Here is a 22,134-nt window from a genome sequence, read left to right on the forward strand (position 1 = left end):
ACAGATCCGCATGAAAATCGACTGGGCAGCTCTCGCCTCCGTCTTCGGTGTCAGCCTGGTGGTCACCGTCGCGCTGGTCGGCCTCTTCACCCTGGGCATCGTCGCCCTCTCCAAGCAGTCCGCCACGGCCGGAAGCAGCGCTTCCGGCGGGTCGGTGGCGCTGGCGCGCACCGGCGCGTACGCCTGCTTCGCGCTGTGCGTCGCGGCGGTCTCGTACGGGATCTACCTGATCGTCGCCTGACCCCGCACCTCGCACTCCTTCGGGCCGGACACACCCTCCTGTGTCCGGCCCGATGTGCGTCTGCGCACAGTGGAGCCTCGCAGGTCAACAGCGAGTTGACGGCTGTTCGCGGGGCGTGGTGGACTGCCGGAGCCATTTACGGCGACAGCAGAGGAAGCCGGTGCGAATCCGGCGCGGTCCCGCCACTGTCACCGGGGAGCACTCCCCCACACCGGAACGTCACGGCCCGCGACACGCGGACTGGAAGGCCGGGGGAACTGCGGATCCGGAAGCCAGGAGACTCTCGTCGCCGGTCACGTCGAACCAGGGCGCGGACCCTGAGTGAGGACATACGCCATGCCCGGCCGCCGTGCGCCGCTTCCCGTGCCCCCCACGACAGGCCCTCGCGCCGGAACATCCCTCCCCGCGACCGGCTGAGCCGTGCGTGCCGACCGCGTCTTCGCGTACGGCGCCACGGCCGGGATGATCGCCGACGCCCTGCTCGGCGACCCCCGTCGGGGTCACCCCGTCGCCGGATTCGGCCGCGCCGCGGCGCGGGCCGAGACCCGTCTGTGGCGTGACGACCGGGCCGCGGGCGCCCTGCACACCCTCGTGTGCGCCGGAGGCGCCGTGGGGGCCGCCGCGCTGAGCGCGCGCGCCGTCCGGGGACGCCCCGCGCTCGCCGTCGCGCTGACCGCCGCCACCGCCTGGTCCGTGGTCGGGGGGACGTCGCTGGGGCGGGAGGCGCGCGCCATCGGCGGCGCCCTGGCCGCCGGGGACCTGGAGGTGGCGCGGGAGCGGCTGCCGCATCTGTGCGGGCGCGATCCGCACGCGCTGGACGGTCCCGGGATCGCCCGCGCGGTCGTCGAGTCGGTCGCCGAGAACACCTCGGACGCCGTCGTCGGCGCACTGGTGTGGGGGGCGATCGGCGGGGTTCCGGGGCTCGTCGGCTTCCGGGCCGTGAACACGCTCGACGCGATGGTCGGCCACAAGTCGCCCCGCTACCGCCGCTACGGCTGGGCCTCGGCCCGCCTGGACGACCTCGCCGGGTGGCCCGGCGCCCGCCTGACGGCCGCGCTGGCCGTGGCGGCGGGCGGGCGGCCCCGGGAGGCCGTGCGCGCCTGGAGGACGGACGCGGGGCGCCACCCGAGCCCGAACGCGGGGCCGGTGGAGGCCGCGTTCGCGGGGGCGCTCGGCGTACGGCTGGGCGGGACCCTGGCGTACGCGGGGCGCGTCGAGCACCGGCCGGTGCTGAACGGGGAGTCCGGACGGGACGTGCGGGGCGCGGACATCGAACGCGCGGTACGGCTGTCGCGCCGGGTGAGCACGCTGGCCCTCGGCGTGTGCGTGGTGGGCCGGCTGGTCGCCGGGCGGATGGCCGCGGGGCAGAGGCGGGGACGGGGACGGTCATGAACGGTCCGGCAGGGAACGCGGTACGGGAACGGGAGCGGACATGAGCGGCGGACTGCTGGTCGCGGGGACCACATCGGACGCGGGCAAGAGCGTCGTCACGGCGGGCATCTGCCGGTGGCTGGTGCGCCGGGGCGTGAAGGTCGCGCCCTTCAAGGCCCAGAACATGTCCCTGAACTCCTTCGTGACCCGCCAGGGCGCGGAGATCGGGCGGGCCCAGGCGATGCAGGCGCAGGCCGCCCGGGTGGAGCCGACGGCTCTGATGAACCCGGTGCTGCTGAAGCCCGGCAGCGACCGGTCCAGCCAGGTGGTCCTGATGGGGAAACCGGTCGGCGAGATGAGTGCCCGGGGGTACCACGGGGGCCGTCAGGAGGCGCTGCTCGGGACGGTGACGGACTGCCTGGAGCAGCTGCGGGCCACGTACGACGCGGTCATCTGCGAAGGAGCCGGGTCCCCGGCCGAGATCAATCTGCGGCGCACGGACATCGTGAACATGGGGATCGCGCGGGCCGCGAGGTTCCCGGTCCTGGTGGTCGGGGACATCGACCGGGGCGGGGTCTTCGCTTCCTTCTTCGGGACGACGGCACTGCTGGGCGCGGAGGACCAGGCGCTCGTCGCGGGCTATCTGGTGAACAAGTTCCGGGGCGACGTCTCGCTGCTGGAGCCGGGCCTGGACATGCTGTTCGAGCTGACCGGGCGGCGGACGTACGGGGTGCTGCCGTACGCCCACGGGCTCGGCATCGACGAGGAGGACGGTCTGCGGGTGTCCCTGCGGGGTGCGGTGCGGGAGTCGGTCGTGGCTCCCCCGCACGGCGAGGACGTGCTGCGGGTGGCGGTCTGCGCGGTACCGCTGATGTCGAACTTCACGGACGTGGACGCGCTGGCCGCCGAACCGGGCGTCGTCGTGCGGTTCGTGGACCGGGCGGAGGAGCTGGCCGACGCGGACCTGGTGATCGTGCCGGGCACGCGCGGCACGGTGAAGGCGTTGGCCTGGCTGCGCGAGCGGGGCCTCGCGGACGCGCTGGCGCGGCGGGCCGCGGAGGGCCGGCCGGTGCTGGGGATCTGCGGCGGGTTCCAGGTGCTCGGTGAGCGGATCGAGGACGAGGTGGAGTCGCGGGCGGGGGTCGTGGACGGGCTCGGCCTGCTGCCGGTGCGCATCCGCTTCGACCGGGACAAGACGCTGGCGCGGCCGGTCGGTTCGGCGCTGGGCGAGCCGGTGGAGGGGTACGAGATCCACCACGGGGTGGCCGATGTGCGGGGCGGGGAGCCGTTCCTCGACGGGTGCCGGGTGGGGGCGGTGTGGGGGACGCACTGGCACGGGTCGCTGGAGAGCGACGCGTTCCGGCGGCGGTTCCTGGTGGAGGTGGCCCGGGCCGCCGGGCGGCGGTTCGTGCCGGCGCCGGACACGAGTTTCGGGGTGTTGCGGGAGGAGCAGCTGGACCGGCTCGGGGATCTGGTGGAGGAGCACGCGGACACGGACGCGTTGTGGCGGTTGATCGAGGGGGGTGCGCCCGCGGGGTTGCCGTTCGTGCCGCCGGGGGCGCCTGCCCTGCCGGGGGCCGACGCGGGTGCGGGTACTCCGGAGAGCCGGGGCGCTGCCCCGGACCCCGCTCCTCGATCGCCGGAGGGGGTTGAGTTTGCCGGGTCCGCCGGTTCAAGGGGCCAGGGGCGTGTTGTTGCCGGGTTCGCCGAGGCACCGCCCCACGGGCTTGATGTTGCCCGGTCCGCTGACGCAAGGCCCCAGGGGCTTGGGGAAGCAGCTGTTGTTCATGTCGACCAGGAGGCCAAGTGAGTACGCCGTATCCCTTCACCGCGATCGTCGGGCAGGACGACCTGCGCCTCGGGCTGTTGCTGAACGCGGTCAGTCCGGCTGTCGGCGGGGTGCTCGTGCGGGGTGAGAAGGGGACCGCCAAGTCCACCGCCGTGCGGGCGCTCGCCGCCCTCATGCCGGAGGTCTCCGTCGTGCAGGGGTGCCGGTTCTCCTGCGATCCCGTCTCGCCCGATCCGGCGTGTCCCGACGGGCCGCACGCGGAGGCCGCCGGTGTGTCGCGGGCCGCGCGGACCGTGGAGCTGCCCGTCGGCGCGTCCGAGGACCGGCTCGTGGGGGCGCTGGACATCGAGCGCGCGCTGTCGGAGGGCGTGAAGGCCTTCGAGCCGGGGCTGCTGGCCGACGCGCACCGCGGGATCCTGTACGTCGACGAGGTCAACCTGCTCCACGACCACCTGGTGGACCTGCTGCTGGACGCGGCGGCCATGGGCGCCTCGTACGTCGAGCGCGAGGGCGTCTCCGTACGGCACGCGGCACGGTTCCTGCTGGTCGGGACGATGAACCCGGAAGAGGGCGAGCTGCGGCCGCAGTTGCTGGACCGGTTCGGGCTGACCGTCGAGGTGGCCGCCTCCCGGGACACCGACGAGCGGGTCGAGGTCGTGCGGCGCAGGCTCGCGTACGACGACGATCCCGAGGGGTTCGCCGCGCGCTGGGCCGGTGAGGAGAGCGCCCTGCGGGAGCGGATCGCCGCCGCGCGCGCCCTGCTGCCCCGGGTGGTGCTCGGTGACGGCGTGTTGCGACAGATCGCCGCGACCTGCGCCGCGTTCGAGGTCGACGGGATGCGGGCCGACATCGTGATGGCCCGTACCGCGACCGCGCTGGCCGCCTGGGCGGGCCGGGAGGAGGTCACCGCCGACGATGTGCGGCAGGCCGCTCTCCTCGCGCTCCCCCACCGGCGTCGCCGCAACCCGTTCGACGCGCCCGGCCTGGACGAGGACAAGCTCGACCAGACCCTGGACGAGGCCGGTCCGCAGGAGAACAACGACGGCGACGACCAGCCCGATCCCGACCCCGACGGGGGCGGGAACGATGACGGCGGTGGCGGCGGCGTACCGCCCCAGGCCGATGGAGACCGTACGCCGCCGCGGGGCGAGGGCGGAAGCGACAGCGACACGCTTTCCGGGGCCCCCGAGGGCAGCCCCGACGCGCCCGGCCGTTCCACCGGGGCCGAGCAGCAGCCCGTGGCGTCCGCCGAGCCGTTCCGGACGAAGATGCTCAGCGTGCCGGGGCTCGGCGAGGGCGCTGCGGGGCGGCGCTCCCGGGCCCGTACCGAGCACGGGCGCACGACCGGCGCCCGCCGCCCGCAGGGGTCGCTGACCAAGCTGCACCTGGCGGCGACCGTGCGGGCCGCCGCCCCGCACCAGCGGGCGCGCGGGCGTTCCGGGCGCGGGCTCGTGGTGCGCCGGGACGATCTGCGGCAGGCGACCCGGGAGGGGCGTGAGGGCAACCTCGTGCTGTTCGTCGTGGACGCGTCGGGCTCGATGGCGGCCCGGCAGCGGATGAGCGCGGTCAAGGGGGCCGTGCTGTCGCTGCTGCTCGACGCCTACCAGCGGCGGGACAAGGTCGGCCTGGTCACCTTCCGGGGCAAGGACGCCGAGGTGGCACTGCCGCCGACCTCGTCCGTGGACGCGGCGGCCTCCCGTCTGGAGTCGCTGCCGACCGGGGGCCGCACCCCGCTGGCCGCCGGGCTGCTCAAGGCGCACGACGTGCTGCGGGTCGAGCGACTGCGCGATCCGTCACGGCGGCCGCTGCTCGTCGTCGTCACGGACGGCCGGGCGACCGGCGGGCCGGAGCCGGTGGCGCTCGCGGGGCGGGCCGGGCGGCTGCACCGCTCGGAGGGGACGGCATCCGTCGTCGTGGACTGCGAGTCGGGGTACGTACGCCTCGGTCTCGCCGGGGAGCTGGCCCGGGAACTGGGAGGCACCGCCGTCACGCTCGACGAGCTGCGGGCCGACTCGATCGCCGGGCTCGTCAAGGACGTCACCGCAGCCGGGAGGGCCGCTTAATGCCGCAGGGACAGCCGACATCGGTGCCGGACGACGGGCTCACCACCCGTCAGCGGCGCAACCGCCCGCTCCTGTTCGTCCACACGGGCATAGGCAAGGGCAAGTCGACGGCGGCCTTCGGGCTGGCGTTGCGGGCCTGGAACCAGGGCTGGCCGATCGGGGTGTTCCAGTTCGTGAAGTCCGCGAAGTGGAAGGTCGGCGAGGAGAACGCGCTGAAGGTCCTCGGAGCGAGCGGCGAGGGCGGCACCGTCGACTGGCACAAGATGGGCGAGGGCTGGTCCTGGGTCCAGCGCGACGGTCAGCTGGACAACGAGGAGAAGGCCCGCGAGGGCTGGGAGCAGGTCAAGCGGGACCTGGCGGCCGAGACGTACAAGCTCTACGTGCTCGACGAGTTCGCCTACCCGATGCACTGGGGCTGGATCGACACCGACGAGGTCGTCGAGGTGATGCGGAACCGGCCCGGCACCCAGCATGTGGTGATCACCGGCCGCAACGCGCCGGACGCGCTGATCGAGGCCGCCGACCTGGTGACCGACATGTCGAAGGTCAAGCACCCGATGGACGCGGGGCAGAAGGGGCAGAGGGGCATCGAGTGGTGAATGTGCCCCGTCTGGTCATCGCCGCTCCGGCCTCCGGCAGCGGCAAGACCACCGTCGCCACCGGCCTGATGGCCGCCTTCGCCGCGCGCGGGCTCGCCGTCTCCCCGCACAAGGTGGGGCCGGACTACATCGATCCGGGCTATCACTCGCTGGCGACGGGACGCCCCGGCCGCAATCTCGACGCGTACATGTGCGGGACGGACCTGATCGCCCCGCTGTTCGCGCACGGGTCGGCGGGGTGCGACCTTGCCGTGGTCGAGGGTGTGATGGGGCTGTACGACGGCGCCTCGGGTCAGGGGGAGCTGGCGTCCACCGCGCAGGTCGCGAAGCTGCTGCGCGCCCCCGTGGTGCTGGTGGTGGACGCCTCCTCGCAGTCCCGTTCGGTGGCGGCCCTGGTGCATGGGTTCGCCTCCTGGGACCCCGAGGTCCGGATCGGCGGGGTGATCCTGAACAAGGTGGCCTCCGACCGGCACGAGGCCTTGCTGCGGGACGCGTTGGACGAGTCGGGGCTGCCGGTGCTGGGCGTGCTGCGGCGGGCCCCGCAGGTGGCGACGCCCTCGCGCCACCTCGGTCTGGTGCCGGTGGCCGAGCGGGGCCCCGAAGCCGTGGACGCCGTGGCGGCGATGGGCGAGCGGGTGCGCGCCGGATGCGACCTGGACGCGCTGATGGCGCTGGCCCGGACCGCGCCGGCGCTGCCGGACGAGGCGTGGGAGCCGGAGTGCGCCCGGAAGCCCGACGCTGTCGCCATGAAGCCCGTCGTGGCCGTGGCCGGTGGGGCGGCGTTCACGTTCGCGTACGCGGAGCACGCCGAATTGCTGACCGCGGCGGGTGCGCAGGTCGTGGTCTTCGACCCGCTGCGGGACGAGAAGCTGCCGGTGGGCACGGCGGGGCTCGTGATCGGCGGCGGATTCCCGGAGATGTACGCCCCCGAGCTCTCCGCCAACGAGCCGTTGCGGCGGGCGGTCACGGAACTGGCCCTGAGCGGAGCCCCGGTGGCGGCCGAGTGCGCGGGGCTGCTGTATCTGGCGCGGGAGCTGGACGGGAGGCCCATGTGCGGGGTGCTGGACGCCGAGGCCCGGATGTCCGAGCGCCTCACGCTCGGGTACCGGCAGGCGGTGGCCGTGTCGGACAGCGCGCTGGCGGTGGCGGGCACACGGATGCGCGGTCATGAGTTCCACCGCACGGTGCTGGAGCCGGGGGCGGGGACCACACCCGCCTGGGGCATGCACCAGCCGGAGCGGCGGGTCGAGGGGTACGTCCAGCGGGGCGTGCACGCGAGCTATCTGCACACCCACTGGGCCGCGTCGCCCGGGGTGGCCCGCCGGTTCGTCGAGCACTGCCGGGCGCGGTGACCCCACCCTCCGGGGGGCGCGTCCGTCGTGACCGGGCGCTCGGGCGTACGCGCGGCTCACTCCGCGATGCCGACGACCAGCCAGATGAAGCCCACGCCCCCGATGGTGCAGAGAAGGGTGGAGCGGGCGGGATGGGTGTGGTGCGCCTCGGGAAGGATCTCCACAGCGGCCAGGTAGAGCAGCGCTCCGCCGAAGAAGCCGAGATAGCCGCCGAGCAGTTCCTCCGGAAGGGTGAACAGCAGCGTCGTCGCGGCGCCCACGACCGGTGCCGCGGCAGCCGCGAACAGCATCAGGAGCGCCTTGCGGCGGGCGTTCCCGTAAAGACTGGTGAGGGTGTACGTGTTGAATCCGTCGGCGAAGTCATGACTGATCACCGCCAGCGCGACGGCCACGCCCATGGAACCGCTGACCTGGAAGGCGGCGCCCAGCGCGATGCCGTCCATCAGACTGTGGACGACCATCGCGGCGGCCGCCGTCAGACCCACCTGCGGGACGCGTCCGCCGCTCGCCCCGTGTGCCACCTGACGTCCGGCGAGCAGCCGCTCGACCAGATGGGCCGCCAGGAAGCCGCCGACGAACAGCAGCAGGGCGGCGGGGACCCCGAACACCGGCGTGCCCGCGGCCTCGATCGCCTCCGGCAGGAGGTCGAGTCCGACCACGCCGAGCATCAGCCCGCCCGCGAGGCCGAGCACCAGGTGACGGCGGTCGGTGACGCGTTGTGCGACCCAGCCGCCGGCCAGAGTCATCAGGAACGCGCCGAGCGCGACGAACACCGCCATGGGGCCTTGCTAGCCGATCGGGCCCTCTCTCCGCATCTCAGGGTGTCCTTACCGGCGGCGTCCGCCGCGCCCTTCCTGCCGCCCGATCCCGTATACGGAACGGCCCCGCCGCCTCCCCCGCACCACCGAGACGTATGACCTGAAAGGCAGGACTCCGCCGATGACCGGAGCATCCGTCGGCACCGGACCGGAGTCCGGCGCCCGCAGTCTGGTGGTGGGGGTCGGCGCACGCCGGGGCGCCCCCGATGATGTGGTGTTCGCCCTGATCGAGGCGGTGTTGAGCGGGGCGGGGCTGGACGCGGCGGACGTGCTGGAGGTGGCGACGGTCGACGCCAAGGGCGACGAGCCGGGGATCGTGGGTGCGGCGGCCCGGCTCGGGGTGCCGCTGCGGACCCATCCGGCCGGGGCGCTGGCCGCGGTCCGGGTGCCGCACCCCTCGGACGCGGTGGGTGCCGCGGTGGGGACCGCGTCGGTCGCGGAGGCGGCGGCGCTGATCGAGGCGGACGAACTGGTGGTGCCGAAGACCCGCGCCCCGGGCGGGAAGGCCGCCGGCGGGGGGATGGCGACCTGTGCGGTGGCCCGCCGGTTTCCGGCGGTCGCCGGGACTTTCGAGGTTTCCGGGAGGAAAACTTCCACCTCACCGGTGACTGCGGGCTCCCGCCCGTTCACCATGGCTGCCATGAAACCCCCCACGCGGAACATCGAGAGCGCAGGGCCCGACCTGCGCCACCACGGCGACGCGGAGGTGCGCGGCGAGAATCTGACCGATCTCGCCGTGAACGTCCGCACCCACACTCCCCCGGAGTGGCTGCGCGAGCGGATAGCCGCGTCGCTCACCTCGCTGGCCGCCTACCCGGACGGGTCCTCGGCCCGCGCCGCGGTCGCCGACCGGCACGGACTGCCGGTGGAGCGAGTGCTGCTGACGGCGGGCGCGGCCGAGGCGTTCGTCCTGATCGCCCGTGCTCTTCCGGCCCGTCGTCCGGTCGTGGTGCATCCTCAGTTCACGGAGCCGGAGGCGGCGCTGCGGGCGGCCGGGCACGGGGTAGGGCGGGTGCTGCTGCGCGCCGAGGACGGCTTCCGGCTCGACCCGGAGGCGGTGCCCGAAGAGGCGGACCTCGTGGTGATCGGCAATCCGACGAACCCGACGTCCGTGCTGCACCCGGCGGCGCTGCTGGAGCGGTTGGCACGGCCGGGTCGGACGCTGGTGGTCGACGAGGCGTTCATGGACGTCGTGCCGGGCGAGCGTGAGGCGCTGTGCGACCGGACGGACATCCCGGGGCTCGTGGTGCTGCGCAGCCTCACCAAGACGTGGGGGCTCGCCGGGCTGCGGATCGGTTATGTCCTGGCCGGTCCGGAGACCGTGGCGCTGCTCTCCGAGGCGCAGCCGCTGTGGCCGGTGTCGTCCCCGGCGCTGGCGGCGGCTCAGGCGTGCATGGAGCCGAGGGCGTTGGTGGAGGCGGCCGAGGCGGCGGACCGGATCACGGTGGACCGGGCCCATCTGCTCGCCGGGCTGGCCGAGTTCAGCGAGGTGGAGGTGGTGGAGGCGGCCCGGGGGCCGTTCGTCCTGGTGCGTCTGGAGCGGGCGGCGGAGGTCCGGGAGCGGCTGCGGCTGCTGGGCTTCGCCGCCCGGCGCGGTGACACGTTCCCGGGCCTGGGGCCGCGGTGGTTGCGGCTCGCGGTCCGCGACCGGGCCACGACCAACCGTTTCCTCCAGGCCCTGGACCAGGCCGTGCAGGCGCTGCCCGTGCGCTCCGGGCGCTGAGAGGCCCTTCCGGCCGGGCCTGCCGGGGGCGGTGTCCGTACGGCGGACGCCGCCCCCTCACACGTATCAGCTCTGGCTGCCGCCCCGCCTGCGGGCCAGCACCGTCGCGCCCGCGCCGACGGCCAGCAGCAGGGCCGCTCCGCCCGCGATGTACGGGGTGGTGGAGCTGCCGCCGGTCTCGGCGAGGTTGGCCTCGGTGGGGGCGGTGCCGGTGTCGGTGCCGGTCTGCGTCTCCACGTCGCCGCCCGTGGAGCCGCCGTCCGTGGAGCCCGGCTCCTCAGGAGTCTTCGGCTCCTCAGGAGTCTTCGGCTCCTCAGGGATCTTCGGCCCCTTCGGGGTCTCGCAGGTCGCCTCGGCCAGGGTGACCTCGCCCTCCACCTCGGCGACGTTGAGATTCAGCGGGTTGACCGACACCTTGAGCTGGAGCGCCGTCGCGGCCGCCGTGCGCTCGGTGGTGACCGTCTTGGACAGGTCGAGGGAGACCTCGCCCACGCCCGGCACCGCCACCCGGGTCGGCCCGCCGGCGGAGAGCGTCACCTTCTTGCCGAGCACCGCGACATGGCCGAGCACGTTGGACTCGGCGACGGGCTTCCTGCCGGTCTCGCAGACCGCCTTGGAGGTGACCTTCTCGACCTCGATGAGTGAGAGCACCGGCAGTCCGGGCACATGGATGCTGGCCTTCGCCAGGTTGGTGTAGCCCTCGGCCCGGTGCTCGTCCGCCGTGGCGTTCGCGGTGGCCACGTCGGCGCGCAGGACGCTGACCGGGGCTCCGCCCTCCACCCCGTCCACGTTCACGCTGAGCGCGGTCTTCCGGGCGCTGGCCGGGGCCTGCACCTCGTTGAGCGTGACCTTGAGCGGTACCTGGACGGACTTGTTGAGGAGCGAGACATCGAGCCCGGTACGGAGCACGACCGCGCTCGCCCTGCCCTCGCCGCCGGTGGTGGGCGTCGCCGGGGCTGCGTGCGCGGGGACGGCGGCAAGCAGGGCGACAGGGCCGGCGGCGACCGCCAGGGCGGCGAGACGGAAGGTGTTGCTGTTCAAGATGGTGGAACCCCCACAAGAGACATGGAGCCACCGGCACAGTCCAATGGGGGACATCGCCTGCGCCGGTGGCCTCGACTCCGTGAATCTTTACGCACTGAGGGTGAACTGACGGACACCTGGCGTGAGTTCACCCCAAAGGGGGGTTTCCGCGCACATATTCGAATCTTTCGGCACGTGCGTTCGCCGGTGTCACTCGTTTCACCCGTCGCGAGCCGCACGGAGTGCGCTCGCGCCGGAGCGTGCACAGAGGTGCTTCAACGATCCGGGGACAACATCCGTCACCGTTCGTCAACTCAGCGACTCAGCGACTCGGCGACTCCGCGACTCCGCGACGACTCATCCGATCACCCGCCCGTTCAGCACGATGTGCCGGGGAGCCGCCAGCACCCGGACGTCCGCGCGCGGATCCTCGCCGTACACGACCAGGTCCGCCGGGGCGCCCTCCTCCAGCACGGGCCGACCGAGCCAGCGCCTGGCTCCCCACGCGGTGGCGGAGAGCGCCTCCAGGGGCGGGATGCCCGCCTTGACCAGCTCGGCGACCTCGCCCGCGACCAGTCCGTGCGCCAGGGAGCCGCCCGCGTCGGTGCCGACATAGACGGGAATCCCGGCGTCGTACGCGGAGCGCACGGTGTCGTAGCGGCGGTCGTACAGCTGCCGCATATGGGCCGACCAGCGGGGGAACTTGGCCTCGCCGCCCGCCGCGAGGTCGGGGAAGGTGGCGATGTTGACCAGCGTCGGGACGATCGCGACGCCCCGTTCGGCGAAGAGCGGGATGGTCTCCTCGGTGAGGCCGGTGGCGTGCTCGACGCAGTCGATGCCCGCCTCCACCAGGTCGGTGAGCGACTCCTCGGCGAAGCAGTGCGCGGTGACGCGGGCGCCGAGCCGGTGCGCCTCGGCGATGGCCGCCTCGACCTCGCCGCGCGGCCAGCAGGCGGTCAGGTCCCCGGCGTCGCGGTCGATCCAGTCCCCCACCAGCTTGACCCAGCCGTCCCCGCGCCGGGCCTCCCGGGCCACGTACGCGACGAGGTCGCCGGGCTCGATCTCATGGGCGTAGTCGCGGATGTAGCGGCGGGTCCTGGCGATGTGACGGCCGGCCCTGATGATCTTCGGCAGGTCCTCGCGGTCGTCGATCCACCGGGTGTCGGAGGGCGATCCCGCGTCCCGGATCAGCAGGGTTCCGGCCTCCCGGTCGGTGAGCGCCTGCTTCTCGGCGGTCTCCGCGTCGACCGGTCCGTGCCGGTCGAGGCCGACATGGCAGTGCGCGTCGACCAGACCGGGCAGCGCCCAGCCGGTGACCGTCACCGCGTCGTCGGCGCCGGACGGCCGCTCGTAGGTGATCCGCCCGCCCACGGCCCACAGTTCGTCCCGCACCTCGTCCGGGCCGACGAGCACCCGGCCCTTCACCCGCAGCACCCGCTGCTCCTCCTGATCACTCATACGCGGCACTGTACGAGGCCGTCGGTAGGCTGCCAGTGCGATTCCGACCGTCGAACGAACCCGAAGAGAGCCCCGCCGTGACGCACCCCTTCCTCGACCTCCCCCCGCTGACCGCCGACCGTTTCGCGGCGATCGAGCGGCGCGTGGCCCGGCTCCTCGCCACGGAGCAGGACGTCGTCATCACCCAGGGCGAGGCGCTGCTGCCGCTGGAGGGCTGCATCCGCGGCGGCGCGCGGCCCGGCTCGAAAGCACTGAACGTGGTCACCGGACCGTACGGGCAGACCTTCGGCAACTGGCTGCGGGACTGCGGCGCGGAGGTCGTCGACCTCACGGTGCCCTTCCACGCCGCGGTCACCGCCGACCAGGTCGCCGAGGCGCTCGCCGAGCACCCGGAGATCGACTTCGTCTCGCTGGTGCACGCCGAGGCGGCGACCGGCAACACCAACCCGGTCGCGGAGATCGGCGAGGCGGTCCGGGCGCACGGCGCGCTGTTCATGCTGGACGCGGTCGCCTCGGTGGGCGCCGAGCCGCTGCTGCCGGACGTCTGGGGCGTCGACCTGTGCGTGATCGGCGCGCAGAAGGCCATGGGCGGGCCCGCCGGGGTGTCGGCGGTGTCGGTGAGCGGGCGGGCCTGGGAGCGGATCGCCGCCAACCCGGCCGCCCCGCGCCGCTCCTACCTCTCCCTCCTGGACTGGAAGGAGCGCTGGATCGACGCCGGCCGCCGGGCGCTGCCGCACGCCCCGGCGCAGCTGGAGATGCTGGGCCTGGAGGCCTGCGTGGCGCGGATCGAGGACGAGGGCCTGGACTCGGTGATGGCCCGCCACGCCGCGGCCGCCGCGGCGACCCGGGCCGGAGCGGTGGCCCTGGGCGGCGGGCTGGAGCCGTACGTCCACGAGGCACGGGACGCGGCCCCGGTGGCGACGACACTGCGCGCCCCGGCGGGGACGGACGCGGCCGCGCTGGTGGCGGGGGCGCTGGCGGCGGACCCGGCGCTGCCGCTCGTCGCGGGCGGCGGGGCGCTGTCCAAGGAGATGATCCGGGTCAATCACTACGGCGCGGATGCGACGCGGGGCGCGGTGCTGTCCTCGCTCGCGGCTCTGGGGGCGGTGCTGGCCGACGCGGGCCGGCCGGTCGATATCGAGGCTGCCCGTAGGGCTGTTTCGGAAACCTGGCCGAGCCTCTGATATTCATAGTGTGGGAAGCTGCTTTATTAAAAGCAGCTTCCCACATTCTTCTGCCCGCTTTTCCGTCACCTAAACGGGGCAGTTTTTTCCGGCCTCGAACTTCACGATTCGGACAGGTCTCACGAGAGTTACAACCCTGTGACCGACTCCACAAGGGAAGCGTTATGCCCGATTAATTCAGGACAAAGTGCAGGAAGTTGCACCCGAACCATCGGGAGGCTCGCGCACGCCTGATAACACATGACGGGCCTCCGCCCAACCCTCTACGTCGATGCAATTTCGAAATTTGCTGGGTAAATTCAATTCGCATGACCGCCGCACCAGCAGATTTTGCCCGTGCCCGAAGCGAATTCCTCAGTATCGATGCGCCACGAGTGGAGGACGGAGCCGCGATCTGGCGCATAGCCCGCGACTCCAAGGTCCTGGACCTGAACTCCTCGTACAGCTACCTGCTGTGGTGCCGTGACTTCGCCGCGACCTCCGCCGTCGCCCGTGGCGAGAACGGCGAGCCCATCGCCTTCGTGACGGGCTACATCAGGCCCGACCGCCCCCAGACCCTCGTCGTCTGGCAGGTGGCCGTCGACGGGGCCCACCGCGGCAAGGGGCTGGCCGCCGCTCTGCTGGACGCGCTGACCGCCCGGGTCGCCGCCGACCAGGGCCTGTCGTCCGTGGAGACGACGATCACGCCGGACAACACCGCCTCCGACCGGCTGTTCACGTCCTACGCCCAGCGCCACGACGTCGCGCTGGAGAAGGAAGTGCTCTTCGACGGCGCGCTGTTCCCCGAGGAGACGCACCTGCCCGAGGTGCTCTACCGGATAGGCCCGTTCGCCACCTGAGCCGCCCCGGCCATCGCACTCCGGCGTACCCGACCCGTACGTCCGGACCCACCGACTTCTCGCGCCGTCCGACCACTCGGCGCGGGCCCGGCCGCATCCGTGCGGCCGGGAGCACTCGACCACTGCCCGTCACACCCCCTCACGCAGGAGATCCGCTGTGACCATCACCCCGCCCGCCCTGAGCGTCTTCGAGACCCTGGAGTCCGAGGTACGGAGCTACTGCCGCGGCTGGCCCGCCGTGTTCGACCGCGCGCAGGGCGCCCGGCTGACCGACGAGGACGGCCACTCCTACCTGGACTTCTTCGCCGGGGCCGGCTCGCTCAACTACGGCCACAACAACCCGGTGCTGAAACGAGCGCTGATCGACTACATCGAGCGCGACGGCATCACCCACGGGCTTGACATGGCGACCACCGCCAAGCGCGCGTTCCTGGAGACGTTCCAGAACGTGATCCTGCGGCCGCGCGACCTGCCGTACAAGGTGATGTTCCCCGGCCCGACCGGCACCAACGCCGTCGAGGCGGCACTGAAGCTGGCCCGCAAGGTCAAGGGCCGCGAGTCCGTCGTCTCGTTCACCAACGCCTTCCACGGCATGTCGCTGGGCTCGCTCGCCGTGACCGGCAACGCGTTCAAGCGGGCCGGGGCCGGCATCCCGCTGGTGCACGGCACCCCGATGCCGTTCGACAACTACTTCGACGGCACGGTTCCCGACTTCCTCTGGTTCGAGCGACTGCTGGAGGACCAGGGCTCCGGCCTGAACAAGCCCGCCGCGGTGATCGTGGAGACGGTCCAGGGCGAGGGCGGCATCAACGTCGCCCGCGCCGAGTGGCTGCGCGCGCTCCAGGAGCTGTGCCACCGCCAGGACATGCTGCTGATCGTCGACGACATCCAGATGGGCTGCGGCCGTACCGGCGGCTTCTTCTCCTTCGAGGAAGCCGGCATCGTCCCGGACATCGTCACGCTCTCCAAGTCCATCAGCGGCTACGGCATGCCGATGTCGCTCTGCCTGTTCAAGCCGGAGCTGGACATCTGGGAGCCGGGCGAGCACAACGGCACCTTCCGCGGCAACAACCCGGCCTTCGTCACGGCCGCCGCCGTGCTGGACGCCTACTGGGCCGACGGCCAGATGGAGAAGCAGACCCTGGCCCGCGGCGAGCAGGTCGAGCAGACGCTGCTGGCCATCTGCGCCGAGGAGTCGACCGCGCGGTTCCGCGGCCGGGGCCTGGTGTGGGGCATGGAGTTCGAGGACCCCGCCCGCGCCTCGGCGGTCTGCGCCCGCGCCTTCGAGCTGGGTCTCCTGCTGGAGACCTCGGGCCCGCAGAGCGAGGTCGTCAAGCTGCTGCCGGCCCTGACCATCACCCCCGAAGAGCTGGACGAGGGCCTGCGCACGCTGGCCCGCTGCGTCCGCGAGACGGCCTGACCCGGCACTGCCGGGGCAGGCGGAGAAGAGCGTCCCGGGCCGCGAGGCCCGGGGCGCAGTCCGAAAAGAAAGGCAACCGCTCACCGTGATCGTCCGATCTTTCAGTGACATCGAGAACACCGACCGGCATGTGAAGGCGGCATCCGGCACCTGGGAGAGCAAGCGCATCGTGCTCGCCAAGGAGAAGGTGGGCTTCTCGCTCCACGAGACCGTGCTGTACGCGGGCACGGAGACCTCCATGTGGTACGCGAACCACATCGAGGCGGTGCTCTGCACCGAGGGCGAGGCCGAGCTCACCAACGACGAGACCGGCGAGACGCACTGGATCACTCCCGGCACCATGTACCTGCTGGACGGGCATGAGCGGCACACCATGCGGCCCAAGACCGACTTCCGCTGCGTGTGTGTCTTCAATCCCCCCGTCACCGGACGGGAGGACCATGATGAGAACGGTGTCTACCCACTGCTGACCGAGGAGGCCTGAACCACCATGACCACCGAAGTACGCGCCGATCTGTACCCCTCGCGCGGCGCCGCCGAGATGACCACTCCCCGCCAGGACCCGGTCATCTGGTCCGCGCCGGGCGCACCGGGTCCGGTCGCCGCCAAGGACCTCCAGGGATACGAGCACGACGGCTTCCTCACCGTCGACCAGCTCATCGCCCCGGACGAGGTCGCCGTCTACCAGGCGGAGCTGAACCGGCTGATCTCCGACCCGGCGATCCGCGCCGACGAGCGCTCGATCGTCGAGAAGCAGTCACAGAACGTACGGTCCGTCTTCGAGGTCCACAGGATCAGCGAGGTCTTCGCCGGTCTGGTCCGCGACGAGCGGGTGGTGGGCCGGGCCCGCCAGATCCTCGGATCGGACGTGTACGTCCACCAGTCCCGGATCAACGTGAAGCCGGGCTTCGGGGCCACGGGCTTCTACTGGCACTCGGACTTCGAGACGTGGCACGCGGAGGACGGTCTGCCGAACATGCGGACGGTGTCCGTGTCCATCGCGCTGACCGAGAACTTCGACACGAACGGCGGGCTGATGATCATGCCCGGTTCGCACAAGACGTTCCTCGGCTGCGCGGGCGAGACGCCGAAGGACAACTACAAGAAGTCGCTCCAGATGCAGGACGCCGGCACTCCGTCCGACGAGGCGCTGACGAAGATGGCCGACCGCCACGGCATCAAGCTCTTCACGGGCAAGGCCGGTTCGGCGACCTGGTTCGACTGCAACGCCATGCACGGCTCGGGCGACAACATCACCCCGTACGCGCGCAGCAACGTCTTCATCGTCTTCAACAGCGTGGAGAACGCGGCGCAGGAGCCCTTCGCGGCTCCGATCCGCCGCCCCGAGTTCATCGGGGCGCGGGACTTCACTCCGGTGGGGTAGCGGGACGCACGGGTGGGACCCGGGGCCGGGACGGTACGCCGTCCCGGCCCCTTCCGCGTAACTCGTTGGACCGGGGCCGGGTCTGCGGAGAGGCTGTGCGCCATGACCTCCCATGTACGCCACATCACGATCGACTGCGCCGACGCCTACGCCCTCGGCGGTTTCTGGGCCCAGGTGCTCGGCGCGCCGCTCTCCGACGACGACGCCCCCGGCGACCCGGAGGCGCTGGTCGAGGCCCCCGGCGCGGCGATCCTCTTCGTTCAGGTGGACGAGGGGAAACGGACCAAGAACCGCGTCCACCTGGACATCCAGCCGCAGGACCGCTCCCGGGACGAGGAGGTGGAGCGGCTGCTCGCGCTCGGCGCGAGGATGGTGGGCGACCACCGCAGGCCGAACGGGCGCGGCTGGGCGACGCTCGCCGATCCCGAGGGCAACGAGTTCTGTGTGGAGTGCTCCGCCGCCGAGCGGGCGGCGCTCACCGGGACCCGGCTGCCGGTGACCGCCGACGATGTGACCTCGGCGGTGCGTCTCGCGGTGGACGTGCTGGCAGGAGCCCCGGCGGACCGCTGGGACGCGCCCGCGGGGAGCCTCGACTGGACCTGCTGGGAGACGGTGGAGCACCTGAGCGACGATCTGTTCGCGTACGCCGTGCAGTTGGGGCCCCGCACGCCTCCGCTGGACCGCGAGGTGCCCTACCGGTGGGCGCCCGAGCGGCAGGGCGGGCCCCACAACGCGGTGTTCGCCGACCGCGGGGCCGGCCCCGCCGGGCTGCTGGCCACGCTGGAGGCGAGCGGGGCGCTGCTGGCCTCGATGGTGCGGACGACGCCGCGCGAGGTGCGCTCGTACCACGGGTACGGGATCTCCGACCCGGAGGGCTTCGCCGCGATGGGCGTGGTGGAGACCCTGGTGCACACGCATGACCTCGCCGAGGGCCTGGGGCCGGCCTGGTCGCCGCCCCCGGCGCTCTGCGACCGGGTGCTGGCCCGGCTCTTCCCGGACGCCCCGGCGGGCGGCGACCGGTGGGCCGTACTGCTGTGGGCCACCGGACGCGCCGAGCTGCCGGACCACCCGCGCCGCACCTCGTGGCGGTGGGACGGAAGGCCTCGCGAGGACGATCAGACGGCGCCGAGCGCCGGGTAGTCGGTGTAGCCCTTGGCGTCGCCGCCGAAGAAGGTCGACGGGTCGGGGGTGTTGAACGGCCCGCCCGCCTTCAGCCGGGCGGGCAGGTCCGGGTTGGCGAGGAAGAGCGACCCGTAGGAGATCAGGTCGGCGATGCCGTCGTCGATCACCGTGTGGTCGTCGGGGCCGGTGGCTCCCTCGGAGTGCACGTTGATGACGACGGTCCCGGAGAAGGCCTTGCGCAGGGCGAGGGTCAGCTCCCGGATCGGGGCCGCCTCCAGGACGTGCAGGTAGGCGATGCCGAGCGGCTCGATCGCCCGCACCAGCGCGGTGTACGTGGCCTCCGGCGCGGGCTCGTCGATGTCGTTGTACGGATTGCCGGGCGAGATGCGCAGGGCGGTGCGCTCCGGGCCGATCTCGGCGGCGACGGCCTTGACGACCTCGACGGCGAAGCGGGTGCGGGCCTCGTCGGAGCCGCCCCACGCGTCGGTGCGCAGGTTGGTGTTGGGGGCCAGGAACTGCTGGATGAGGTAGCCGTTCGCGCCGTGCAGCTCGACCCCGTCGAAGCCGGCGTCCACGGCGTTGCGGGAGGCGGCGACGAAGTCGGCGACGGTCGCGTGGATCTCGGCGTCCGTCAGCTCGCGCGGCTCGACGAAGTCCTTCGGGCCGACGTGGGTGTAGACCTGGCCCTCGGCCCTGACCGGGGAGGCGCTGACGGGCACGAGGCCGTCCGGCAGCAGGACCGGATGGCCGATGCGGCCCGCGTGCATGATCTGGGCGAAGATGCGGCCGCCCTCGGCGTGCACCGCGTCGGTGACCTTGCGCCAGGAGGCGACCTGTTCGGCGCTGTGCAGACCCGGCGTGGCGGGGTAGCCCTGGCCCACGACGGACGGCTGGATGCCCTCGGTGATCACGAGGCCGGCCGAGGCGCGCTGGGCGTAGTACGTGGCGGTGAGCTCGGTGGCGGTGCCGCCCTCGTCGGCCCGGCTGCGGGTCATCGGGGCCAGTGCGATGCGGTTGGCCAGCTGGGTGCCGGACAGGTCGATCGGGTCGAAAGCGGTGGTCATGAGGGCTCCCAAGAAGTATGTGGTCGGCCAAGCATCGGCGGTAGCGGCAACTGTAACCCATCCATTGGCCGACCAAGGTAAAGTTGCGGGAAACCGTCGGGCATCATCGAGAGCCTCCGCCCGCAACCCCGAGGACCTCCCAGGAGCCCGCCATGACCACCGGCCGCGCCACCCCCGCGGAAGACGCCTGTACGGACGCGCCGCCCACGGCGGCGCTCAGCGGGCCCGTCAGCCACGCCGTGTCCCGGGTGGCCCGGCTGCACCGGACCGCCGCGGGCAAGGCGCTCAAGGGGGTGGACCTCTACCCGGGGCAGGAGTTGCTGATGATGCACCTGTGGGACCGGGGCGCGGTCCGTCAGACGGAGCTGATCAGGACCCTGGACCTGGACCCGTCCACGGTCACGAAGATGCTCCAGCGGCTGGAGCAGACCGGGCACGTGCGCCGCCGCCCCGACCCGGCCGACCGGCGGGCCGTGCTGGTCGAGGCGACGGACGAGAGCTGCGCGCTCCACACCGCGGTGCGGGACGCCTGGGGCAGCCTGGAGGAGCACACACTCGCGGGCCTCGACCCGGCCGAGCGCACGGAGCTGGTCCGGCTGCTGGCGAAGGTCGAGGAGAACCTCTGCCGGGAGACCGCGGACTGCCCGGACCGGCACTGACGCCGCGGGCGCAGCCGCACAGCTCAGGCCAGGAAATCCAGGACCCGGTCCACATCGGCCCCGGTGTTGTAGAGGTGGCAGGAGATCCGCAGATTCCCGGCCGGGGCGGAGACGGCGATACCGGCCTCCGCCAGATCGGGCTGACGGCCCTCGAGACCCGGCACGGAGACGATCGCCGACTCTCCGGGAACGGTCTCGTGCCCGAGCTTCGCCAGCCCGGACCGCAGCCGGGCCGCGAGCCCGGTGGCGTGCGCGTACAGGGCGTCGGCGCCCACCTCGGCGAGCAGGTCCAGGGAGTGCTCGGCCCCGTGGTACGAGAGGAAGGCGGGCGGCTCGTCGAGGCCGCGGGCGGTGGGGGCGAGGCGCTCCAGCGGGCCGTAGTTGCCCGTCCAGGGGGCGCCGGCGGAGACCCAGCCGGCGAAGAGGGGCGGCAGGGTGCCCTGCGCCTCCTCGGTGACGGTCAGGAACGACGTACCGCGCGGACAGAGCAGGAACTTGAAGCCGCCGGTCACGGTGTAGTCGTACGCCCCCGCCTCCAGGGGGAGCCAGCCCGCCGCCTGGGTGCCGTCCAGCAGGGTCCGGGCCCCGTGCGCCGCGGCGGCGGCGCGGACGGCGGCGAGATCGGCCACCCGGCCGTCGGCCGACTGCACGGCGGAGAAGGCGACGAGGGCGGTCGAGGGGCGCACGGCCGCGGCGAGCGAGTCGAGCGGCGCGTACCGCACGCGCAGATCGCCGCGGAGCGCGAACGGGCTGACCACGGAGGAGAACTCGTTCTCGGGGCAGAGGACCTCGGCGCCCGGCGGCAGCGAAGCGGCGATCAGACCGACGTGGACGGTGACGGAACCGCCGGTGGCGACCCGGTCCGGATGGACCCCGGCGAGCCGGGCGAAGCCGACCCGGGCGGCCTCCACCGCCTCGAAGCTGCCCGCCCCCACCCGGCGCCCCGCGGCGTTCTCGTCGGCCAGGGCCTTGACCGCGGCGATCGTCCGGCGGGGCAGCAGGCCCCAGCTGGAGGTGTTGAGGTAGGTGACCTCGGGCGCGAACTCGACGGCTGCCGCTCGGATGGGCGCGAAGATCGTCATGCGTCCACCCTGAAGCCCCCCTGACTCAAAGTCAATCACGAATAGTCATGAGGGTACCCAAGGAACGCTTATGAGTACGGCTTCCGTGCTCCTCCCGGGCACCGCTCCGGAAGGGAGCTCAGCTGCGCGGGACCTCGCAGGACCCGTCCGTGTCGCAGGCCGCCGCATCCCCGCCGACGGCGGTGAGGGCGGTGACGGGGCGGTCCTTCCAGGCCTGCTCCAGCGCCTGGACGAAGACCTCCGACGGCTGGCCGCCGGAGATCCCGTACCGCCGGTCGAGGACGAAGAACGGCACGGCGTTGGCGCCCAGTTCGGCCGCCTCGCGCTCGTCGGCGCGGACGTCGTCCGCGTACGCCTCCGGGTCGGCGATCACGGCACGGGCCTCGTCGGCGTCGAGTCCGGCCTCCACGGCGAGGGCGAACAGCACCTCGTCGTCGAAGACGGACCGCTCCTCGGCGAAGTTCGCCCGGTAGGCGAGTGTCAGCAGCTCGTCCTGACGTCCGCGGGCCTTGGCCAGGTGCAGCAGCCGGTGGAGGTCGAAGGTGTTGCCGTGGTCACGGCCCTCGGTGCGGTAGCCGAGCCCCTCGGCCTGCGCGTTGGCCGCGACGTTGGCCTCCATCGAGGCCGCCTCCTCGCGGCTGCGGCCGTACTTCTCGGCCAGCATGTCGATCACGAGCGCGGTGTCGCCCCTGGCCCGCGAGGGGTCGAGCTCGAAGGAGCGGTGCACCACCTCGACCTCGTCCCGGTGGGCGAACTCCGCGAGGCCCTTCTCGAAGCGGGCCTTGCCGATGTAGCACCAGGGACAAGCGATGTCGCTCCAGATCTCGACGCGCATGACTCTTCTTCTCTCCAGGGGTCGCGGCGGGCGCGGAGGGGTCCTGCGCACAGGTGTCCTCCGTACAGGTCAGTGAGTCGAACGCGAATCCGTACCGGGTGATTCCCG

Annotated in this window: 20 protein-coding genes and 1 riboswitch; of the genes, 14 read left to right on the top strand and 6 right to left on the bottom strand. The window is 72.7% G+C overall.

Features of this window, described 5'->3' with window-relative positions; genetic code table 11:
* Nucleotides 1–10 precede the first annotated feature (10 nt).
* The 6 genes from ACIRJT_RS35540 (at nucleotide 11) to ACIRJT_RS35565 (ending at nucleotide 7,415) form a co-directional block, all read left to right on the top strand.
* A complete protein-coding gene (locus ACIRJT_RS35540; RefSeq protein ID WP_137233883.1) occupies nucleotides 11–241 on the top strand; it encodes a hypothetical protein in 231 nt (76 codons plus the stop codon).
* A 149-nt stretch (nucleotides 242–390) separates the two neighbouring features.
* A riboswitch (cobalamin riboswitch) is annotated at nucleotides 391–524 on the top strand.
* Nucleotides 525–661: 137 nt separating this feature from the next.
* Entirely contained in the window at nucleotides 662–1,633 is a 972-nt protein-coding gene (locus ACIRJT_RS35545) for a cobalamin biosynthesis protein (RefSeq protein WP_403917804.1), read from the top strand.
* 40 nt (nucleotides 1,634–1,673) lie between these two features.
* Nucleotides 1,674–3,422 (top strand): cobyric acid synthase, encoded by a 1,749-nt coding sequence (locus ACIRJT_RS35550; protein ID WP_403917807.1) that lies wholly within the window; start codon nucleotides 1,674–1,676, stop codon nucleotides 3,420–3,422.
* A complete protein-coding gene (locus tag ACIRJT_RS35555; RefSeq protein WP_403917809.1) occupies nucleotides 3,419–5,464 on the top strand; it encodes a putative cobaltochelatase in 2,046 nt (681 codons plus the stop codon). Before ACIRJT_RS35550 ends, ACIRJT_RS35555 begins: the two co-directional genes overlap by 4 nt.
* Nucleotides 5,464–6,063: a cob(I)yrinic acid a,c-diamide adenosyltransferase gene (gene cobO / locus ACIRJT_RS35560; RefSeq protein WP_018512216.1), complete on the top strand. Its 600-nt coding sequence runs from the start codon at nucleotides 5,464–5,466 to the stop codon at nucleotides 6,061–6,063. Before ACIRJT_RS35555 ends, cobO begins: the two co-directional genes overlap by 1 nt.
* Entirely contained in the window at nucleotides 6,057–7,415 is a 1,359-nt protein-coding gene (locus ACIRJT_RS35565; protein ID WP_403917812.1) for a cobyrinate a,c-diamide synthase, read from the top strand. Before cobO ends, ACIRJT_RS35565 begins: the two co-directional genes overlap by 7 nt.
* Before the next feature lie 56 nt (nucleotides 7,416–7,471).
* On the opposite strand, the gene ACIRJT_RS35570 is transcribed toward ACIRJT_RS35565, so the two are convergent.
* The gene (locus ACIRJT_RS35570; RefSeq protein WP_403917815.1) at nucleotides 7,472–8,194 is read right to left on the bottom strand and encodes a ZIP family metal transporter; all 723 of its coding nucleotides are present in this window, start codon (nucleotides 8,192–8,194) and stop codon (nucleotides 7,472–7,474) included.
* 160 nt (nucleotides 8,195–8,354) lie between these two features.
* On the opposite strand from ACIRJT_RS35570, the gene cobC reads away from it, so the two are divergent.
* A complete protein-coding gene (gene cobC / locus ACIRJT_RS35575; protein ID WP_403917817.1) occupies nucleotides 8,355–9,956 on the top strand; it encodes an Rv2231c family pyridoxal phosphate-dependent protein CobC in 1,602 nt (533 codons plus the stop codon).
* A gap of 66 nt (nucleotides 9,957–10,022) precedes the next feature.
* Here cobC and ACIRJT_RS35580 read toward each other — a convergent pair whose 3' ends face one another.
* Entirely contained in the window at nucleotides 10,023–10,997 is a 975-nt protein-coding gene (locus ACIRJT_RS35580; protein ID WP_403917820.1) for an SCO1860 family LAETG-anchored protein, read from the bottom strand.
* Between the two features lie 339 nt (nucleotides 10,998–11,336).
* Nucleotides 11,337–12,437, bottom strand: coding sequence for an amidohydrolase family protein (locus tag ACIRJT_RS35585; RefSeq protein ID WP_403917823.1), 1,101 nt, complete (start codon nucleotides 12,435–12,437; stop codon nucleotides 11,337–11,339).
* A 77-nt stretch (nucleotides 12,438–12,514) separates the two neighbouring features.
* Between ACIRJT_RS35585 and ACIRJT_RS35590 the strand changes: the two genes are divergently transcribed.
* The 6 genes from ACIRJT_RS35590 to ACIRJT_RS35615 all read left to right on the top strand — a co-directional run bounded on the left by ACIRJT_RS35590 (nucleotide 12,515) and on the right by ACIRJT_RS35615 (nucleotide 18,404).
* On the top strand, nucleotides 12,515–13,621 hold the full coding sequence (locus ACIRJT_RS35590; protein WP_403917825.1) for a pyridoxal-phosphate-dependent aminotransferase family protein: 1,107 nt from the start codon (nucleotides 12,515–12,517) through the stop codon (nucleotides 13,619–13,621).
* Between the two features lie 308 nt (nucleotides 13,622–13,929).
* Nucleotides 13,930–14,460 carry a diaminobutyrate acetyltransferase gene (gene ectA / locus ACIRJT_RS35595; protein ID WP_403917827.1) on the top strand — a complete coding sequence of 177 codons (531 nt, stop codon included), beginning with the start codon at nucleotides 13,930–13,932 and terminating at the stop codon, nucleotides 14,458–14,460.
* A 157-nt stretch (nucleotides 14,461–14,617) separates the two neighbouring features.
* The gene (gene ectB / locus ACIRJT_RS35600) at nucleotides 14,618–15,880 is read left to right on the top strand and encodes a diaminobutyrate--2-oxoglutarate transaminase (protein WP_403917830.1); all 1,263 of its coding nucleotides are present in this window, start codon (nucleotides 14,618–14,620) and stop codon (nucleotides 15,878–15,880) included.
* Between the two features lie 85 nt (nucleotides 15,881–15,965).
* A complete protein-coding gene (locus ACIRJT_RS35605) occupies nucleotides 15,966–16,364 on the top strand; it encodes an ectoine synthase (RefSeq protein ID WP_007450483.1) in 399 nt (132 codons plus the stop codon).
* 6 nt (nucleotides 16,365–16,370) lie between these two features.
* Nucleotides 16,371–17,264, top strand: a complete 894-nt coding sequence (thpD, locus tag ACIRJT_RS35610; protein WP_403917833.1) for an ectoine hydroxylase — start codon at nucleotides 16,371–16,373, stop codon at nucleotides 17,262–17,264.
* A 102-nt stretch (nucleotides 17,265–17,366) separates the two neighbouring features.
* Nucleotides 17,367–18,404: a VOC family protein gene (locus tag ACIRJT_RS35615; protein ID WP_403917835.1), complete on the top strand. Its 1,038-nt coding sequence runs from the start codon at nucleotides 17,367–17,369 to the stop codon at nucleotides 18,402–18,404.
* Here the strand turns inward: ACIRJT_RS35615 and ACIRJT_RS35620 are convergent.
* Entirely contained in the window at nucleotides 18,380–19,450 is a 1,071-nt protein-coding gene (locus ACIRJT_RS35620) for an alkene reductase (protein ID WP_403917838.1), read from the bottom strand. The genes ACIRJT_RS35615 and ACIRJT_RS35620 overlap by 25 nt on opposite strands.
* Before the next feature lie 152 nt (nucleotides 19,451–19,602).
* Here ACIRJT_RS35620 and ACIRJT_RS35625 point away from each other — a divergent pair, with 152 nt between their 5' ends.
* Nucleotides 19,603–20,109, top strand: a complete 507-nt coding sequence (locus ACIRJT_RS35625; protein ID WP_403917841.1) for a MarR family winged helix-turn-helix transcriptional regulator — start codon at nucleotides 19,603–19,605, stop codon at nucleotides 20,107–20,109.
* 23 nt (nucleotides 20,110–20,132) lie between these two features.
* On the opposite strand, the gene ACIRJT_RS35630 is transcribed toward ACIRJT_RS35625, so the two are convergent.
* Together ACIRJT_RS35630 and ACIRJT_RS35635 are read right to left on the bottom strand one after the other, a co-directional pair.
* Entirely contained in the window at nucleotides 20,133–21,191 is a 1,059-nt protein-coding gene (locus tag ACIRJT_RS35630) for an aminotransferase class V-fold PLP-dependent enzyme (protein ID WP_403917842.1), read from the bottom strand.
* A gap of 118 nt (nucleotides 21,192–21,309) precedes the next feature.
* The gene (locus tag ACIRJT_RS35635; RefSeq protein WP_403917844.1) at nucleotides 21,310–22,026 is read right to left on the bottom strand and encodes a DsbA family oxidoreductase; all 717 of its coding nucleotides are present in this window, start codon (nucleotides 22,024–22,026) and stop codon (nucleotides 21,310–21,312) included.
* Between the last annotated feature and the right edge of the window lie 108 nt (nucleotides 22,027–22,134).

Origin of the sequence: Streptomyces sp. NPDC102283 (assembly GCF_044766265.1) — a bacterium.
Taxonomy (GTDB): domain Bacteria; phylum Actinomycetota; class Actinomycetes; order Streptomycetales; family Streptomycetaceae; genus Streptomyces.

Excerpts from the sequence above, each read along its gene's own strand:
- ACIRJT_RS35635 (WP_403917844.1), bottom strand. The coding sequence starts at position 22,026 with ATGCGCGTCGAGATCTGGAGCGACATCGCTTGTCCCTGGTGCTACATC.
- ACIRJT_RS35570 (WP_403917815.1), bottom strand. The coding sequence starts at position 8,194 with ATGGCGGTGTTCGTCGCGCTCGGCGCGTTCCTGATGACTCTGGCCGGC.
- thpD (WP_403917833.1), top strand. The coding sequence starts at position 16,371 with ATGACCACCGAAGTACGCGCCGATCTGTACCCCTCGCGCGGCGCCGCC.
- cobO (WP_018512216.1), top strand. The coding sequence starts at position 5,464 with ATGCCGCAGGGACAGCCGACATCGGTGCCGGACGACGGGCTCACCACC.
- ectA (WP_403917827.1), top strand. The coding sequence starts at position 13,930 with ATGACCGCCGCACCAGCAGATTTTGCCCGTGCCCGAAGCGAATTCCTC.
- cobC (WP_403917817.1), top strand. The coding sequence starts at position 8,355 with ATGACCGGAGCATCCGTCGGCACCGGACCGGAGTCCGGCGCCCGCAGT.
- ACIRJT_RS35585 (WP_403917823.1), bottom strand. The coding sequence starts at position 12,437 with ATGAGTGATCAGGAGGAGCAGCGGGTGCTGCGGGTGAAGGGCCGGGTG.
- ACIRJT_RS35625 (WP_403917841.1), top strand. The coding sequence starts at position 19,603 with ATGACCACCGGCCGCGCCACCCCCGCGGAAGACGCCTGTACGGACGCG.
- ACIRJT_RS35620 (WP_403917838.1), bottom strand. The coding sequence starts at position 19,450 with ATGACCACCGCTTTCGACCCGATCGACCTGTCCGGCACCCAGCTGGCC.
- ACIRJT_RS35630 (WP_403917842.1), bottom strand. The coding sequence starts at position 21,191 with ATGACGATCTTCGCGCCCATCCGAGCGGCAGCCGTCGAGTTCGCGCCC.
- ACIRJT_RS35615 (WP_403917835.1), top strand. The coding sequence starts at position 17,367 with ATGACCTCCCATGTACGCCACATCACGATCGACTGCGCCGACGCCTAC.
- ACIRJT_RS35540 (WP_137233883.1), top strand. The coding sequence starts at position 11 with ATGAAAATCGACTGGGCAGCTCTCGCCTCCGTCTTCGGTGTCAGCCTG.
- ACIRJT_RS35550 (WP_403917807.1), top strand. The coding sequence starts at position 1,674 with ATGAGCGGCGGACTGCTGGTCGCGGGGACCACATCGGACGCGGGCAAG.